The organism is Chryseobacterium sp. CFS2 (assembly GCF_036543225.1).
Classification (GTDB): domain Bacteria; phylum Bacteroidota; class Bacteroidia; order Flavobacteriales; family Weeksellaceae; genus Chryseobacterium; species Chryseobacterium culicis_A.
In genome coordinates, this window is record NZ_JAZHQU010000002.1 from 211,490 (window position 1) to 227,372 (window position 15,883).

14 protein-coding genes are annotated in these 15,883 nt (G+C 35.8%); 4 read left to right on the forward strand and 10 right to left on the reverse strand.

The window, feature by feature from the left end:
• Positions 1–3: 3 nt before the first annotated feature.
• Together ODR02_RS04395 and ODR02_RS04400 are read right to left on the reverse strand one after the other, a co-directional pair.
• A complete protein-coding gene (locus ODR02_RS04395) occupies positions 4–615 on the reverse strand; it encodes a DUF2306 domain-containing protein (RefSeq protein ID WP_309511710.1) in 612 nt (203 codons plus the stop codon).
• Between the two features lie 122 nt (positions 616–737).
• Positions 738–1,865 carry a helix-turn-helix domain-containing protein gene (locus ODR02_RS04400; RefSeq protein WP_309511711.1) on the reverse strand — a complete coding sequence of 376 codons (1,128 nt, stop codon included), beginning with the start codon at positions 1,863–1,865 and terminating at the stop codon, positions 738–740.
• A gap of 384 nt (positions 1,866–2,249) precedes the next feature.
• Between ODR02_RS04400 and ODR02_RS04405 the strand changes: the two genes are divergently transcribed.
• The 4 genes from ODR02_RS04405 (at position 2,250) to ODR02_RS04420 (ending at position 5,664) form a co-directional block, all read left to right on the forward strand.
• Positions 2,250–2,918, forward strand: coding sequence for a carbonic anhydrase (locus ODR02_RS04405; protein WP_209786253.1), 669 nt, complete (start codon positions 2,250–2,252; stop codon positions 2,916–2,918).
• 21 nt (positions 2,919–2,939) lie between these two features.
• Positions 2,940–3,239 carry a hypothetical protein gene (locus ODR02_RS04410; protein WP_105683231.1) on the forward strand — a complete coding sequence of 100 codons (300 nt, stop codon included), beginning with the start codon at positions 2,940–2,942 and terminating at the stop codon, positions 3,237–3,239.
• A 145-nt stretch (positions 3,240–3,384) separates the two neighbouring features.
• Positions 3,385–4,977 carry a SulP family inorganic anion transporter gene (locus tag ODR02_RS04415; RefSeq protein WP_209786254.1) on the forward strand — a complete coding sequence of 531 codons (1,593 nt, stop codon included), beginning with the start codon at positions 3,385–3,387 and terminating at the stop codon, positions 4,975–4,977.
• 51 nt (positions 4,978–5,028) lie between these two features.
• Positions 5,029–5,664: a carbonic anhydrase gene (locus ODR02_RS04420; protein ID WP_209786255.1), complete on the forward strand. Its 636-nt coding sequence runs from the start codon at positions 5,029–5,031 to the stop codon at positions 5,662–5,664.
• Positions 5,665–5,781: 117 nt separating this feature from the next.
• On the opposite strand, the gene ODR02_RS04425 is transcribed toward ODR02_RS04420, so the two are convergent.
• From ODR02_RS04425 to mfd, 8 genes are all read right to left on the reverse strand, one after another.
• A complete protein-coding gene (locus tag ODR02_RS04425) occupies positions 5,782–6,501 on the reverse strand; it encodes a vWA domain-containing protein (RefSeq protein WP_309511712.1) in 720 nt (239 codons plus the stop codon).
• 342 nt (positions 6,502–6,843) lie between these two features.
• Positions 6,844–7,407 (reverse strand): aminoacyl-tRNA hydrolase, encoded by a 564-nt coding sequence (gene pth, locus ODR02_RS04430; protein ID WP_209786257.1) that lies wholly within the window; start codon positions 7,405–7,407, stop codon positions 6,844–6,846.
• Positions 7,408–7,494: 87 nt separating this feature from the next.
• A complete protein-coding gene (locus ODR02_RS04435; protein WP_209786258.1) occupies positions 7,495–8,427 on the reverse strand; it encodes a hypothetical protein in 933 nt (310 codons plus the stop codon).
• Between the two features lie 99 nt (positions 8,428–8,526).
• On the reverse strand, positions 8,527–9,402 hold the full coding sequence (locus ODR02_RS04440) for a hypothetical protein (RefSeq protein ID WP_309511713.1): 876 nt from the start codon (positions 9,400–9,402) through the stop codon (positions 8,527–8,529).
• Positions 9,403–9,554: 152 nt separating this feature from the next.
• Positions 9,555–10,292 (reverse strand): hypothetical protein, encoded by a 738-nt coding sequence (locus tag ODR02_RS04445; protein WP_209786260.1) that lies wholly within the window; start codon positions 10,290–10,292, stop codon positions 9,555–9,557.
• Positions 10,293–10,299: 7 nt separating this feature from the next.
• Positions 10,300–11,121: a hypothetical protein gene (locus ODR02_RS04450; RefSeq protein ID WP_309511714.1), complete on the reverse strand. Its 822-nt coding sequence runs from the start codon at positions 11,119–11,121 to the stop codon at positions 10,300–10,302.
• Positions 11,122–11,124: 3 nt separating this feature from the next.
• The gene (locus ODR02_RS04455; protein WP_209786262.1) at positions 11,125–11,943 is read right to left on the reverse strand and encodes a hypothetical protein; all 819 of its coding nucleotides are present in this window, start codon (positions 11,941–11,943) and stop codon (positions 11,125–11,127) included.
• Positions 11,944–12,315: 372 nt separating this feature from the next.
• A complete protein-coding gene (mfd, locus tag ODR02_RS04460; protein ID WP_309511715.1) occupies positions 12,316–15,684 on the reverse strand; it encodes a transcription-repair coupling factor in 3,369 nt (1,122 codons plus the stop codon).
• Between the last annotated feature and the right edge of the window lie 199 nt (positions 15,685–15,883).

The window sequence follows — 15,883 nt, forward strand, 5'->3', positions numbered from 1 at the left end:
ACCTTATTCTGAAATTGCAACCTTTTTTGTATTAATAAAATAGGCCATTAGCAGATTGGGAACCCAACACAGCCATGCCACTGCAATATAAGAGCTTTCAGCATCTCCAGTAATCTTTGTCAGCAAAGGATACCATAGCCTCAGTGTTACTGCAGCAAAGGTGCAGGCATAACTATAGGTCATGAATTGCTGATGTTTACTGATATTCCCTTTTCTGATCTGTATAACCGCTGCAAGAGTAGTCATCAGCCAGATTAATCCCAAACTGATAAACCCTGCCGACGAAATTAATCCGCCATTAGCATAAAAGCCCATATAAACAGCCGAAACAGAACTAATAACCACTGCAATCACATAGAGCTTCCCAATGATGCGATGCACCCTGATATTTTTATTGCGGAATGATTTCCCAAACTGAGACCAGCCAATAAAAAGTGCCAGCCCACCAAAAATAATATGAGAGAAAAAGGCGGATTTCCAGATAATATTATGGAGAACTTCTGATGATTTTGAACCCAGAAAGGTATATTTATGTTCTACAAAAGCGTAAATAAAAGGATATAATCCAATAAGTAATGCCAAAATACCCATTATTACAAACAGTAACTTTTTCATAGTTGTCAATTTAATTTTCTGTAAAAATGAGCATAATAAAAGTGTCAATTGTTCCAAAATGAAAGGTGGAACCTATTTATAAATCGCTAATAATAAATCGTTTACAAAATATCAACAATAAATCATTCCATATGAATGCTTTGGCTTTTTAAAAATTCTGTAGGTGAGCAATTCATGTATTTTTTAAAATTTCTGTTGAAAGAAGTTTTGGAATTGAATCCACATTCAAAAGCCAATGAAAGAATCGTATATTTTTGATTTTCCTGAAGTACTACAGTCCGTTTAAATTCTTCAATACGCTGCCTGTTGATGTAATCATAAAAATTTTTCTGCTCCATAGAATTAATGACCTGAGACAATACATTAGGGTGAACCTCCAATACTTTGGCAATATTGTTCAGATTAAGTTCCGGGTCTTTGTATAGTTTTTCGTGTTCCATTTTATACACAAGCTTTTCATAAATAGATTGTATAGCCTCATCACCCGGAGAATTTTTCTGATATTTTACCATTTCATGATCCTGCTCCTTATCTTCTGGTAGATCAATACTAACTGGCAGATCCAAAATCCCCACCCGACTGATTCCAAAGTACGCTGCCACTACAATAAATAGAACAACGATGGAAAAAATAAGAATATCATTTCTAATAATAACAGCAATCCATATGAAGGCGATACCTGCAATAAGATAATACAACCAGTTCAGATTAATTTTCTCAGTATTTGAGTATTGGCTGGATATTCCTTTCGTATATTTCCTGACGGCAAGAAGGCTTAAAACAACATATCCAATTCCTGATAAGATCATAAGATATTTGATGACCTTACTTAATGATTTGCACCCGTTATTCCCATTCTGATAAGAAGCAAGCTTATCCCAGGGAGACATCATCAGAAATTGAGATAACAATATACAGATCATCAGAACAGGAATGCCATGCAGCAACGCTGTCTTCACACCAGGATTTCTTCCTGTTACACACAGAACATATACATACAGTATTGGCCCGTGAATAAAGGGAAAGATCACTTCAAAACCAAGAAAATAAGGATATTTCACATAGCTGCCGGAAAAAAACAGCATAAATAATATAAGATGTATTCCTATCATCAAAAACCAAACTGCCAGTACATAATCTGCCTTTATTTTTTTGCGTTTCCCCAGAATCAAAAGAGAAGAAAAACAGGCAATAAAAACTCCTGCCAGGTAAAATAAGGATGGTAAAGATTGCAATCCAAAATCAGACATTCAATGAATAGATTTATCAGACCTTTAAATTATTCATTTTCTGATATATTTCGATGATTTTTTTTAAACTCAAATCCAATACATCCATGAACCGATAAATAATTAAGAATATTTTAATTCACAAATCTCAAATTTTAATTTATACTTCGTAATTTTATCCTAGTTTTTTAAACGTTTGGATTACCTTATAGATATCAATATGGGTAAAGCAAAGTATATAGGAATATCAGATATGATTTTAAGCATATTTTACTATTAAACTTTGTTAAAAGTGTTTGACTTTTTAACAAAAAGTATATTTTTGCATAATTATTGATTTAGTCTATTGATTTTGAAAATAATTTAAACGAAATAAATAATTATAAACTTTTAAAATTTAAAATTATGTCACAATCGTACGAGGTTATTTTCGAAAACAATAAAAAATGGGTAGAGTCAAAGTTAGCAGAAGATCCAAATTTCTTCCATGAACTTGCAAAAACTCAGCATCCGGATTATCTGTATATCGGATGTTCAGATAGCAGAGCCACTGCAGAAGAGTTGATGGGAGCAAAACCTGGAGAAGTATTTGTTTACAGAAACATTGCTAATGTTGTTAATACTTTGGATATGAGTTCCACAGCTGTTATTCAGTATGCTGTAGAACATTTGAAAGTAAAACACATTGTTGTTTGTGGGCATTACAATTGCGGAGGTGTAAAAGCAGCGATGACTCCTCAGGATCTTGGATTATTAAATCCATGGCTGAGAACCATCCGTGATGTTTACAGACTGCATCAGGCAGAGCTGGATTCTATTCAGGACGAAAACAAGCGTTATGACAGACTTGTAGAACTTAATGTTCAGGAGCAGTGCATCAACGTGATCAAAATGGCCTGTGTACAGGAAAGATACATTTTAGAAGAGTATCCTATTGTTCACGGGTGGGTATTTGACCTTAGAACAGGTAAAATCATTGATCTGGAGATTGATTTTGAGAAAATCTTGAAAGACATCCAAAAGATCTACAATCTTACAGGTTCTGATTGGGTAATGAGCAGAAAGACCAAGTAGTTTTTCTAAAAAGAAGGTAAAATGAAATTCTGGAGTATTATTGTATTAACGTTTTTTCTCAATTTCACAGCGCTGCCAGGCATTGCTGCAGTTGCAGGCTGGGATATTGCGAGAACGAATATAATAATCAATGAAGAAGAACCCCATTCTCACCCATCCTCATTCATTGTTTACGAAAAGACCATTCCGAAACCTTTAGATGTTTTCGATTATCTGAAGTTTTCTGAACCTGATGTTCAGGGTGTGTCTTTTATTCTGATTGATGATTCTTTTCATCTTTCCCCTTTACTTACTATATTTTCCCCTCCTCCGGAAGCGTAACTCCTATAGTTAGATTTTTTTGATACTATTTCCATATCATTTTTGATATCGGATACGCATGTACTTTAAAAATTATTTTTTTCAACTTTTTATAATTGACTTATCTAAAAACAGATAAGCCGGTTATACCTTACAGCTTCACATTATGAAAAAGACATCATTAATAGGAGGAATCAAGGAAAATTTTCCTTCAGGACTCGTGGTATTTTTAGTAGCACTTCCGTTGTGTTTAGGAATTGCTTTAGCATCAGGTGCTCCCCCATTATCCGGTATTATTTCCGGTATCGTAGGCGGCCTGGTAGTAGGAACAATCAGTAATTCAAATATTTCAGTATCAGGACCTGCAGCGGGTCTCACAGCTATCGTTTTAACAGCAATAACAGATCTTGGTGCATTTGAACTCTTTCTGTGTGCAGGAATTATTGCAGGACTTATTCAATTGGTTTTAGGGTTTGTAAGAGCCGGAAGTATTTCCAACTATTTCCCGAATAACGTTATTGAAGGAATGCTGGCAGCCATAGGAATCATTATTATTTTAAAACAGATTCCGCACGCTTTAGGATTTGATAAAGATTATGAAGGCCACGAATCTATTTTTGATAACGGCCTGAATTTCGGATATTTTACAGAATTATTCGGAGCTATTCATCCGGGAGCCATTGTTATTACTTTAGTTTCTGTAGCCATCCTTATTGCATGGGACAAAATCCACGTACTGAAAAGGATGAAAATGCTTCCGGGAGCATTGGTGGCAGTAATTGTAAGTATCCTTTTGAATCAACTCTTTAAGATGTCCGGAAGTTCTCTGGCTATCGAAACCCAGCATTTGGTTTCTTTACCGGTTCCGCAGACTTTCGATGATTTTAAAAATCTGATTACGACTCCGGACTTGAATGGTTTTACCAATCCTAAAGTATGGATTGTAGGGGCAACAATTGCCATTGTAGCTTCTATTGAAACGTTACTTTGTATTGAAGCTTCGGACCGTTTAGACAGACAGAGAAGAATTACAGATACCAATCTTGAACTTAAAGCCCAGGGAATAGGAAACCTTATCAGTTCATTTATTGGTGGGCTTCCGATGACTTCTGTAGTGGTAAGAAGTTCTGCCAATGCCAATGCCGGAGCAACCTCTAAAATTTCCTCTATTATTCATGGAGTCTTTTTATTGATCTGTGTGCTTTCAATTCCTGTTATTTTAAATTTAATTCCATTAGCAACATTAGCTGCGGTATTAATTTTAGTGGGATATAAATTGGCAAAGCCAGCTACGTTCAAACATTTCTGGCACCTGGGAAAATTCCAGTTTATACCGTTTGTAGCAACCGTAGTAGCTGTAGTGGCAACAGACCTGTTAAAAGGGGTAGGAATTGGTCTTACCATCTCTGTTTTCTATATCCTTCAGGGAAATATGAAAAGAGCTTACTATTTAAGCAGAGAAAGACTGGATGACGCTGATGGGATCAATATCAAGCTGGCTGAAGAAGTATCATTTTTAAATAAGGCAGCCATCAAAAAAACACTTAAAAATATAAAACCCAACTCTACAGTAATCATAGATGCAAAAAGTACATCCTACATTGCAACCGATGTACTGGAAATGATTCAGGACTTTGCCAATATCCGTGCAAAGGAACAAGACATCAATGTAGAACTGATAGGGTTTAAAACTTCATACAGAGATTACGAAAGAAGCGAGGACTCTCACATTTTAGTTACGCATAAAAGAGCTATGTAATCTCTACAATTAATTAATTTTTTTAACTTTAAATTCGAAAACAATAAAAATATGAAAGCACATACATACGAAACACAGTCAACTATTACTCCTGAGAAAGCATTAGAATTCTTAAAAGAAGGAAACCTGAGATTTGTAAATAACCTTAAGGCAAACAGAGACCTTCTTGAGCAAGTGAATGCAACACGTGAGGGACAATGGCCTTTTGCAGTAGTTTTAAGCTGTATAGACAGCCGTACTTCTGCAGAGCTTATCTTTGATCAGGGATTAGGAGATGTATTCAGTATTAGAATTGCTGGTAATTTTGTTAATCAAGACATTTTAGGATCTATGGAATTCGGTTGTAACGTTGCCGGTTCTAAGCTTATCGTAGTATTAGGACACACGAAATGCGGAGCTTTGAAAGGAGGTCTTGACGCGGCACAAATTGAAGGGCTGGGAATGGATAACCTGAACCACCTTATCAATCATTTCAACCCTATCATCAATGACATCATTGAAGAGAACGAAGAGCGTTCATCAAAAAACAGCTCACTGCTGGAAAGGCTTAATCATCAAAACGTAAAAAGTGCGATTGAAGATATCCGTAAGCAAAGTTCAACACTTAAAAATCTTGAAGCAGAGGGTAAAATTAAAATTGTTGGAGCAAATTATGATGTTGAGACAGGTGCAGTAACCTGGTTATAAGAAGTAACTTCATTAAATTTCAATTATAATTTACAGAAAATGCCATCGAAATTCGGTGGCATTTATTTTTTATTGTTTTTGTCCTGAAATCAGTTAATAAGCTTTTATAATACAGCTTTATTTATGCAGATTCCTAATACTGTCATTCTTCTTTTTGATTTCCGAGTAGATCAATTTCAGTTTTTCAGCGTCTGTTTTAGCAGGATTTACTTTTACTATCAATCCATTATTTGAATGAATCATCGCTTTTTTCAAATCAAATTGTTCAAGATCCTTTTGAGTGTAAAATACTTTAAAAATTCCACCTGTCTTACCAGGAATTTCTTTGGCTTTCATTGTATCAACTTTTACTGATTTCATTTTTTCAAATTTTAGATTGCCCTTTACATCCATAAATACTGGAGAAACAGCAAAATCTTTTGGGGTAATCACAATAGAATTAATTGTAATATTATTTTTTACCGCTTCGTTCACAGGCAAACTGATAGGATAAGAATCTATGGTTGTTGTTCCATCGGAAAACAAAAGAATTGAGTTTTCTCCTTCTTGTCCTTCTAAGGAATATAATGCATTTAATAATGCATGTGAAAAATTGGTTCCGGCCTTCAATGGCCCGAAAGGAGTTATCTCTTTTGTAATTTTATCAATAGTTGTAAGCAATTTTTGTTTGTCTTTTGTAACAGGACAGATGAGATAAGAGTCTCCCGCAAAAACTACAATCGAAAAAGCCTGATTTTCTTTTTTAGCAGACACTACATTTCTTAAAACATTCAAAATTGCTTCTGATCTGCTGGGCTTAAAATCTATCGAATACATCGATATTGATCTATCTATCATCAAAACTATATTTTGCTGTGATGAATCGTTTCTTTTCTCTCCGTTTTTATTTTCAGTCTGGTTACAACTTAAGAGAGTTACAAAAAATAGGATAAAAAAATACTTCATTTGTTTTTTATATTTCCTGGAAATATTATATTTTAATTACAATATTTCTCACCTGTGAATTCATTACACAATAATAATCAATAATTTAATATCAGCAATACATCTTAAAGCGAATAGGTTTTAACCCATGTGTATTTTGAAAATATTAAATAAATGACTGCCTCAATAATAAGGCAGTCATTCAATATGATAAACTGTATTTTAATTTCAGACCTTCTTTATCCTAATTAGAAATTATTTCCCGTTAAATGCAGACATTGTATTATTCAGGCCTGCGAAAACGAAAGAAAGACTGGCCTTAGCAAAGGTTTCAATTCTTTCTGTAAGTTTTTCTGATTCCTCTTCATTCCATGTTCCTAATACATAATCTACCTGTCTTCCGGCAGAAAAATCAGCAGAGATGCCAAAACGTAACCTTGCATAGTTCTGGGTCTGCAATACTTCATTGATATTTTTAAGTCCGTTATGACCTGCATCAGAGCCCTTTCCTTTCATTCTTAAAGTTCCGAAAGGCAATGCCAGATCATCGGTAACAATCAACACATTTTCCAAGGGAATATTTTCCTTCTGCATCCAGTATTTCACTGCATTACCGGAAAGGTTCATGTAAGTATCCGGTTTAAGAACAAAAACTTTTCTGCCCTTGTGCTTTCCTTCCGCCAGCCAGCCAAAATTGGAGGTATTGAATGATACTTCGAGAGTTTCAGCTATTTTTTCAGCTACTTTAAAGCCTATATTATGTCGTGTATTTTCATATTCTGAGCCTTTATTACCAAGCCCGACAATTAAATATTTCATCAGAAATTTTTTGCAAAATTAAGGGATAAAAAATAAAAAACTCAATCTTAGGAAAGATTGAGTTTCAATATTGTAAAAAAAATTCTTCTATTGTGGTTTATAGATGTAATTAACGCCATATCCCTTTGTCATGTAAGTCTGAGGATCATAAACGTAATTGGTACTCTTAACAACCGGAGTTGGAATAGGTGGTGTAAGATCTGTTACCGACCATCTCTTAGGGTTGTTTGGAGATAAGATAAGGCTTTCTTTATCGTTGATTACTGTAGATAACAATCTTGAGATTTTATATACATGTGGCAACAAGGTGAATGGGCTTACCTGATCATCATATGCATAGTACTCGTAGCTATATTTTCCAGTAACAGCACCAAATACTCCTCCTGTCATTGTTCCGTAGTTTCTTACCACTTTAGATACATTGTCTCCAACATAAGTATAAGCTGTTTTAGAGTAATCTGTGAAATTAAGTGGAGCTCCCGGAACATCTGGTCCGTTCTTCATAATGATTGAATCAAGCTTTCCTGTAGCAGTACTGTACTTAACCTGATAAGCCGTTTTCTCTTTTTTCAGTAACGTCTGTGGTCCCAAAGGGCCTCCCGGTATTACAGGCGGAGGTCTTCTGAAGGTTGAACGGCTTTCAGAAATCAGCTGAAGCTTATTGTTATTAGCATAAGTGAATAATTGAGTGTATGATACACTGTCCTTATCAAGTTTTCCGTTTCCGTCAAGATCCAGGAAACCGTTGAAATTAATCTGGCTGATTTTATCACCACTGTACATAATATCAGTAATGGAAGCACTGTCTGTGAGTACTTTAGTCACAAGAAGTCCGCTGTAATGATATTCTGCGATAGTATCTTTATCTGTAATTTCTCTGTATAATGCTCTGGGACCGCTTAGTCCTCCTGTATTGTTAAGATCCAGCAATGGATTTCCGTCCTCATCCAGCATGTCCTTGCAAGAATGTATTGAGGAGAAACCTGCGATCAGTAAAATAAAATAGAAAATTTGTTTCATTTCCTTGTAATTGATTATTTTTTTGACAAATATAATTTTTTTTTGCCTAAAAATTGTATTATTATTTATATTCTGGTAAGATTAATAACTATATTTCTCCTATAAATTTTTATAGGTAAAAGTTAAATTTTGATTTTTCTCAACAACCACATATCCTTGATTATCATAAGAATAGCTTTGCGCTGTATTAACAGGAGTGGCTGGTGCCGGTAATTCTATAAACATTGAAGTAGGGTTATTCGGAGATATTTTATAGAACTGAGCTGGATTGATCAGACTTCGTGTGATGAAATAAGCTGTTGGAAGTGTGGAGTATGGACTTTTCTGAGCGTCATAGTTCTGAAAGCTATACTTACTTATCACAGCTGTACCCATATTCGGGCTTCCGTTGATATCCAATAACCCTTTGGAGCAAACTACCTGAGTTACATTTTCTCCGCTATACACAAAAGCATAGTTGATAAATTTATTATAAGCACTTATTCCTGCTTCTTTTCTCTTCTCAAGAATCTTGGTAAGTCTATTGGTAACCGGGTCATAGGTAAAAGCATAATCACTCACCACTGAAGCGGAAGGAGTTGCCCCCGTTGCTGTAGAAGTAGCATTATAAATCTTTTTACCTGTAGCATCAGGAACAATATTAAATTCATAAACAAGACTGGATGTTGCTGAGCTTACAAATTTAATTTTAGTGATATTTTTGTTAGTATACGTTACCGTTCCTGTGTAATAAGCACTTCCGGCAAAAGATTCATCTTTAGACACCGCGGTCTGCAGATCTCCGGTTACAGCTGTTGTGACATAGTCTTCCTGAGACATATTATTCGAGCTCACCTTTGCTAAAACCCTTTTAGGAGGTGGTCCATCATCCGGATTCGGGATAGATTCTGTAGGATCTGAAGTAGTATTACATGCTGTCAGCAGCCCAAGAAAAGCAATACCGGCAAACATTTTTAAAAAATAGTTTTTTACCATATAGAATTTTTTTAGCTTGTCCAAATATAATTCAATTTTCGATAATACACTTCACTTTATCTGAACAAATTCACAAGAAATAGAGTTAATAAACAAAAAAAATCTAAAAACATAACGTTTTTAGATTTCCTATTATTGTATTATGATGAAAATTAATAAGGCTGCAATATAGATGTTGTCAAAACAGACTGTGACATATCGCTATTGAGGAAGGTAGTATTCACCGCAGTTCCTACTCCAAGTGTTGATCCGGAAATAGCTCTTTTTGTGCAGGCAACTTTAACTTTATAATCATTTTTAGGCATAAGATTCGTGAGTGTTGCATTAAGATTGAAAATTTTATATGCTCCTGGATCACCAAGCAATACATCAGTTCTTACGGCTCTCAACACATCGTCTACAAATACACCACAAGCAAAACTTGCAGAATTGGAGCCTGTTTTCTGTACTGTTGTTTGAAACGAAAAAGTAGCTTTATTCGTTTGATTGGTCACAGAGAAAGTATCCATTGTTCCTGTAAGTACAGACCAATTCGTATTCAGTGGATCTCCATCACCGTAAGGGTTAGTTGAACCATTATTTCCTGAAAAGCTAACTCCGGTCTTGTCTGAAACCGTATTTATTGAAAATACAGACATACTTCCCTGCCCGTCAGCAATTTTTATCGCTTTCCAGTCATTGGTGTTTAAATCTGCATTATTATGCAGGATATCACCTGCTGTTCCGGCAGATCCTTTCAGTATATCAGTACCTCCTGTTCTTAATTCTTTTCCAATATTCAGATCTCCGTTTACATCCAGCATATTCGTTGGATTAGGAGTATTAATTCCCACTTGTGCAGTTACTATAACAGCTAAAAGAAGTGATGTTACAAATAGTATTTTTTTCATGACCTGCTTAGTTTATAATTGTGTTAAACACTTCTGGAACTTCATATACGTCAACTTTTAGAGAAGACTGGGCAATAAAGTCATTAATGTTAGTATATCCATTAATTCCTATCGAAAGTTTATTGCCGGAAGCTCCGTAAGAACCCAATCTTGTACAGGCAACGTCTACCGTATGATCTCCTTTAGCAAGATTATCTACAATCCCGATCTGAGTATGGGTAAGAAACGGATATGTACTGGTAATGGCCTTTAAATTCCTTTGTCTCAGGTTCACCAGTTTACCATCTACAAAAATACCACAAGCATAATCTATTGAAGTATCTACTGCTCCTACTGCTCCAAAGTCAGCCTGAACCACTGTTTCGAACTGGAAGTAAGCCTTACTTTGAGTACTGAATACACTGATCGTCTTTGAAAGGTTCGTAATTTTTTTAAAACCCGGAAGACTGTTAAGTTCTTTTCCTTTGGTAAAAGTTGCCCCTCTTGAAGCGAAACCTACCGTAGAATCTTCTGAAGAGGTAAATGTAACTCCTACTTTATCTGAAAAGGAGTTGTTGTAGATCAGATAAAATTTATTCGGTTCATATTCAGGAATACGAAGGGATTTCCAGATGGGAGCAAAACCCTCACCTCTCGAAACCAAAAGCTGATCATTATTTCCCTGAAATACGGTGTTATCTGTGGCATTAAAAATACCAATCTTATTTCTGAAGTTAACATCTCCGTTTACATCAAGCTGTGCTTTTGGAGTGTCTGTTTTTATTCCTACCTGAGCTGTTGCCAAAAGTCCTATGCTACAAAGCAGTGTTGATAATAGTTTTTTCATCATTAGTTAGTTTTTATAGCTCACGTATTCGATAACATCCATTTTCATGGTAGATTCCAAAGTAAACGAGCTGGATACTCCACTTGAAGACTGTACATTACTTCCGATTGAAAATTCTGAAGTGGAATTTGAAGCATCGATCTTGCGGCATGCAATTTCAATATTATGAACCCCTACAGGGACATTCTGTTCCGTATAATTGAGGGTAAAGATATAGTCCTGAAGACCATTTTTTCCACTGTTGTTATTCGTAGCGATTCTATCCGGACGTACAGCCACCAATAAACCGTTTCTGAAAACACCGCAGGCAAATCTTACACTTTCTATGGTGGTAGATGACTGTGCTTTCATTTCAATACCTGTCTGAAACTGATAAGTGATTCTGTTTTTTCCGTTTTTGATTGTAAACGTATTTTTAAGACCATCAATCTTTTTCCAGTTACCTTTAGCTGCATCAGTGACATTATCTCCCACTTTGCTTGTATAGATATTATCCCCGGCAACCCCATTGGAAATAGAGGTAACCCCTAATTGATCCGATGACAGATAAGAATTGATCAGCTTATACTGTCCCTCTTCCATAAAGGAAACATTCAAAGATTTCCACACAGGAGGCAAACCCTCACCCTGAGAAACCAAAACCTGGCCGTTTAACCCGGCATTTCCAGCCTGAGTTGAAGTCCCGCCTACTCTAAGTTCTTTTCTTAAGGTGGTTTTTCCGTTCACATCAAGAACAGATTTCGGTTTCGTAGTACCTATTCCCACCTGTGCGTTGGCGTAGAATGAAAGAAGTCCAGCCGCGCAGCAATATATAATTTTTTTCATAATAAGGACTGCAAAGGTAAACAATGAAGTCCAAAAAATTCCAGTTATACATCGGTAAACCTATAGAAATAAACACATTACGGAATAGAATTAATCACACACAAAAGTAGAATTATTTCTACATAACTCCACTTTTCACAATTTAAAAAAAGAGATTAACGTCTCAAACCCTTACTGTACGGGCGTTTACAAGATTTCTTTACTCATCAGAAAGTGATTTCAAGCCCCTAAAAAGGCCCTTAATTCTCTGTAACAGGAATATTACAAAATAAAAACATGATAACAATCACAAAAAAACGCATAAAAATTTAATATTCTTATACGTTTTTCACAACTTTTATCATCTTATTTCCAACAAATAAAAAATAAAATTTAATTATGTTCAATGATAGCTTTAAGCAATAGATTAACCTCATCTACATTTTTAACCCTTTCCTTTCTCATCATCAGTTGGTTACCTTCTTTTCCTGACTTCTCTTTGAGCTGTGCCTCAGCGGGATTTCGGGTCAGATAATTAATGATATGCCTGAATCGGTCGGTCTGATAAAACTTATCCTGAGGATTCCCCGGAAAGTACCCTAAAAACACTCCGTTTTTCATAACAATTTTCTCAAAACCAATATCAGCAGCAAGCCATTTCAGAGAAACGCTCTTCAAAAGGTTGATAACTTCTTTTGGCAATGCTCCGAAACGGTCAATCAATTCCAGTTCAAACTGATGAAGATCCGCCTCATTATTAATCTCTGCAATTTTCTGATACAACAACAGCCTTTCTTCTGTATTGGAAATATATGAATCCGGTAACATCAACTCTAGATCTGTATCGATATTAACATCCTTCACAGATTTGAAAAGTTTCTGCCTGTCTTCTTCATTTTCAAAAAGGCTTTCAAAATCAGCATCATCTTTCAGTTCTTCTAAAGCTTCCTGCATCAGTTTCTGATAAGTCTCAAACCCCATTTCATTGATAAATCCACTCTGCTCGGCACCCAAAAGATCACCGGCACCACGGATCTCAAGATCTTTCATCGCAATCTGGAAACCGCTTCCCAAATCTGAAAACTGTTCAATGGCTTCCAGACGTTTTCTGGCATCTGAGGTCATCATATCGTAAGGAGGAGTAATCAGATAACAGAATGCTTTTCTGTTGCTACGTCCTACTCTTCCTCTCATCTGATGCAGGTCTGCCATACCAAACCTTTGTGCATCATTGATAAAAATAGTATTGGCATTCGGAACGTCCACTCCACTTTCTACAATGGTAGTAGAGACAAGAACATCATATTTCCCTTCCATAAAATCCAGCACATTCTTTTCCAGCTGTTTTCCTTCCATCTGCCCGTGTCCTGTGATCACTCTTGCATCAGGCACCAGCCTTTGGATAAGTCCCGCAATATCTTTGAGATTTTCAATTCTGTTGTTGATAAAATAGACCTGTCCATCTCTCTGAAGTTCATAGGAAACAGCATCTCGAAGAGTTTCTTCATTAAACCCTATCAACTGCGTATCTACAGGCTGCCTGTTAGGCGGTGGCGTTTTGATAACAGATAAATCCCTTGCAGCCATTAAAGAAAACTGTAGAGTCCTTGGAATAGGAGTAGCCGTAAGCGTAAGCGTATCTACATTACTTTTAAGTGTTTTCAGCTTATCTTTTACTGAAACTCCAAACTTATGCTCTTCATCAATAATCAGCAAGCCCAAATCTTTAAATTTAACAGAACTGCTTACTAATTGATGAGTCCCGATAATAATATCCACCTTTCCATCTTTCAGAGCACTTAATGTTTCTGATTTCTGTTTAGCGGTTCTGAATCTGTTTACATAACCAACATTTACCGGAAAATCTTTAAGTCTTTCTTTAAAACTTCTGTAATGCTGAAAAGCAAGAATAGTCGTGGGAACCAATATCGCAACCTGCTTCCCGTCTGTCGCCGCTTTAAATGCTGCACGGATGGCAACCTCCGTTTTACCGAAACCTACATCACCACAAACCAGCCTGTCCATAACCGTATCAGCTTCCATATCTTTTTTCACATCTATGGTCGCTTTTTCCTGATCTGGAGTATCTTCATAAATAAAGCTAGCCTCCAATTCGTTCTGCAGATAGGAATCTGGTGTAAAAGCAAAACCTTTTGCCGTTTTTCTCTGGGCATATAGCTGAATAAGATCAAAAGCAATCTGTTTAACCTTCGCCTTTGTTTTCTGTTTCAAAGATTTCCAGGCTGGAGATCCCAGTTTACTCAACACAATTTCTCTTCCATCCGGTCCATTGTACTTCGAAATCTTATGAAGAGAATGAATACTTACATATAATAAATCTCCATTTTTATAGGTCAGTTTAAAGCATTCCTGAATTTTACCATCGTTATTAACTTTTACAAGTCCCATAAATTTTCCGATTCCATGATCAATATGGGCGATGTAATCCCCGATTTTCAAAGACATCAGGTCTTTCAGGGTAAGCTGTTCAGATTTTGCAAAAGTATTTTTAGCTTTATATCGCTGGTAACGGTCAAAAATCTGGTGATCAGTATAGACCATCAGTTTATGGCCGTTATCTACAAAACCTTCATGAAGTTCAGATTTAAAGCTTTTAAAAGGGAGCTCATGTTCAAGTTCTTCAAAAATAGATTCCAGTCTTTCCTTCTGTTTTTCTGTTGAAAAGGAAATCCAGGTGTCAAATCCTATATTCTGCTTTTCTTCAATATCTTCAATCAGCAGTTCAAAGTTTTTATGAAAAGACGGTTGTGGAAGCTGTTCCATTTTGACTTCGGTAATTTCTTTCAGTCCTTCAATCACCGTTCCTCCAAAGTCAACCGTTTTGAATTTTTTATAATCGAATAGAAACTCCTGATCAGAAATAAAAAGTTCCTGTGGAGCTCTGTGCGCAATATCTTTACTTAATGTATCATATTTCTCCAGAGATTTTTCGTAGAATGTTCTGATCTTCTGCATTCCCACCATTCCGTTTTTGGTAACCACAAAACTTTCTTCAGGCAATAGCTGCAGCAATGACACTCTGGTTCCCGTTACTGAAAAGTTCATATTGGACACCAATTGGAAATCCTTCACTTTATCCACTGAAAGCTGAGTTTCAATATCGAAGGTTTTAATACTTTCCACTTCATTACCAAAGAAAGTAATTCTGTAAGGCTTTTCATGTGAATAGGAAAACACATCTACAATTCCTCCCCTTACTGAAAACTCTCCAGGTTCAGAAACGAAATCAGCCTGCTGGAAATGATAATGATTAAGCAGCTCATCCACGAAATCAAAATCCAGCTGGTCGCCTACTTTTATATGATGAGAAATTGCTTTAAAATCTTCCTTTTTCAAAACCTTTTCAGATAAGGCTCCGGCATACGCTACAATCACTTTCGGAGATCTTCCTGAATTGATTTTATTCAACACCTCGGTTCTTAAAACCAGATTGGCATTTTGTGTTTTTTCCACCTGATAAGGTTCAAGATGGGTAGCAGGAAAATACAGCACTTTATCCTTACCAAGAAGATCTTCCATCTCAGTATTGGCATACAATGCATCCTCTTTATCATCTACCAGATAAAGAATATTTTTCTTCTGAACCAAAAAAAGCTCAGCAACAAAAATAGAAACCGAAGATCCCGCACTTCCTTTTACAGCAATATGCTGATTGTTTTCTAGCTGGGTAAAAATTTCTTTCCCAAACTCTTTCTGCATAAGGTCTGGAAGGAACTTTTCATTGATGGATTTTAACTGCATAGATAGTAAAGGTATAAACGACAAAAGCGATTTCGGGAGTTTTCCGAAACCGTTTATGATATACAAAGGTACGGATATTTTTTTTCTTCCTTGGAAAAACTGAAAGACTGAGGGTTTAAAATGAAGGACTTAACCTCAGAAATCTTAATTTTTTACAATTTTATTTAATAACCTGTTAAAAAAATTCAATTTTTTCCTC

Coding starts and splice junctions, on each gene's coding strand:
- ODR02_RS04435 (WP_209786258.1), bottom strand. CDS start 8,427: ATGAAACAAATTTTCTATTTTATTTTACTGATCGCAGGTTTCTCCTCA.
- ODR02_RS04400 (WP_309511711.1), bottom strand. CDS start 1,865: ATGTCTGATTTTGGATTGCAATCTTTACCATCCTTATTTTACCTGGCA.
- pth (WP_209786257.1), bottom strand. CDS start 7,407: ATGAAATATTTAATTGTCGGGCTTGGTAATAAAGGCTCAGAATATGAA.
- ODR02_RS04425 (WP_309511712.1), bottom strand. CDS start 6,501: ATGATAGATAGATCAATATCGATGTATTCGATAGATTTTAAGCCCAGC.
- ODR02_RS04415 (WP_209786254.1), top strand. CDS start 3,385: ATGAAAAAGACATCATTAATAGGAGGAATCAAGGAAAATTTTCCTTCA.
- ODR02_RS04440 (WP_309511713.1), bottom strand. CDS start 9,402: ATGGTAAAAAACTATTTTTTAAAAATGTTTGCCGGTATTGCTTTTCTT.
- ODR02_RS04455 (WP_209786262.1), bottom strand. CDS start 11,943: ATGAAAAAAATTATATATTGCTGCGCGGCTGGACTTCTTTCATTCTAC.
- ODR02_RS04450 (WP_309511714.1), bottom strand. CDS start 11,121: ATGATGAAAAAACTATTATCAACACTGCTTTGTAGCATAGGACTTTTG.
- ODR02_RS04420 (WP_209786255.1), top strand. CDS start 5,029: ATGAAAGCACATACATACGAAACACAGTCAACTATTACTCCTGAGAAA.
- ODR02_RS04445 (WP_209786260.1), bottom strand. CDS start 10,292: ATGAAAAAAATACTATTTGTAACATCACTTCTTTTAGCTGTTATAGTA.
- mfd (WP_309511715.1), bottom strand. CDS start 15,684: ATGCAGTTAAAATCCATCAATGAAAAGTTCCTTCCAGACCTTATGCAG.
- ODR02_RS04395 (WP_309511710.1), bottom strand. CDS start 615: ATGAAAAAGTTACTGTTTGTAATAATGGGTATTTTGGCATTACTTATT.
- ODR02_RS04410 (WP_105683231.1), top strand. CDS start 2,940: ATGAAATTCTGGAGTATTATTGTATTAACGTTTTTTCTCAATTTCACA.
- ODR02_RS04405 (WP_209786253.1), top strand. CDS start 2,250: ATGTCACAATCGTACGAGGTTATTTTCGAAAACAATAAAAAATGGGTA.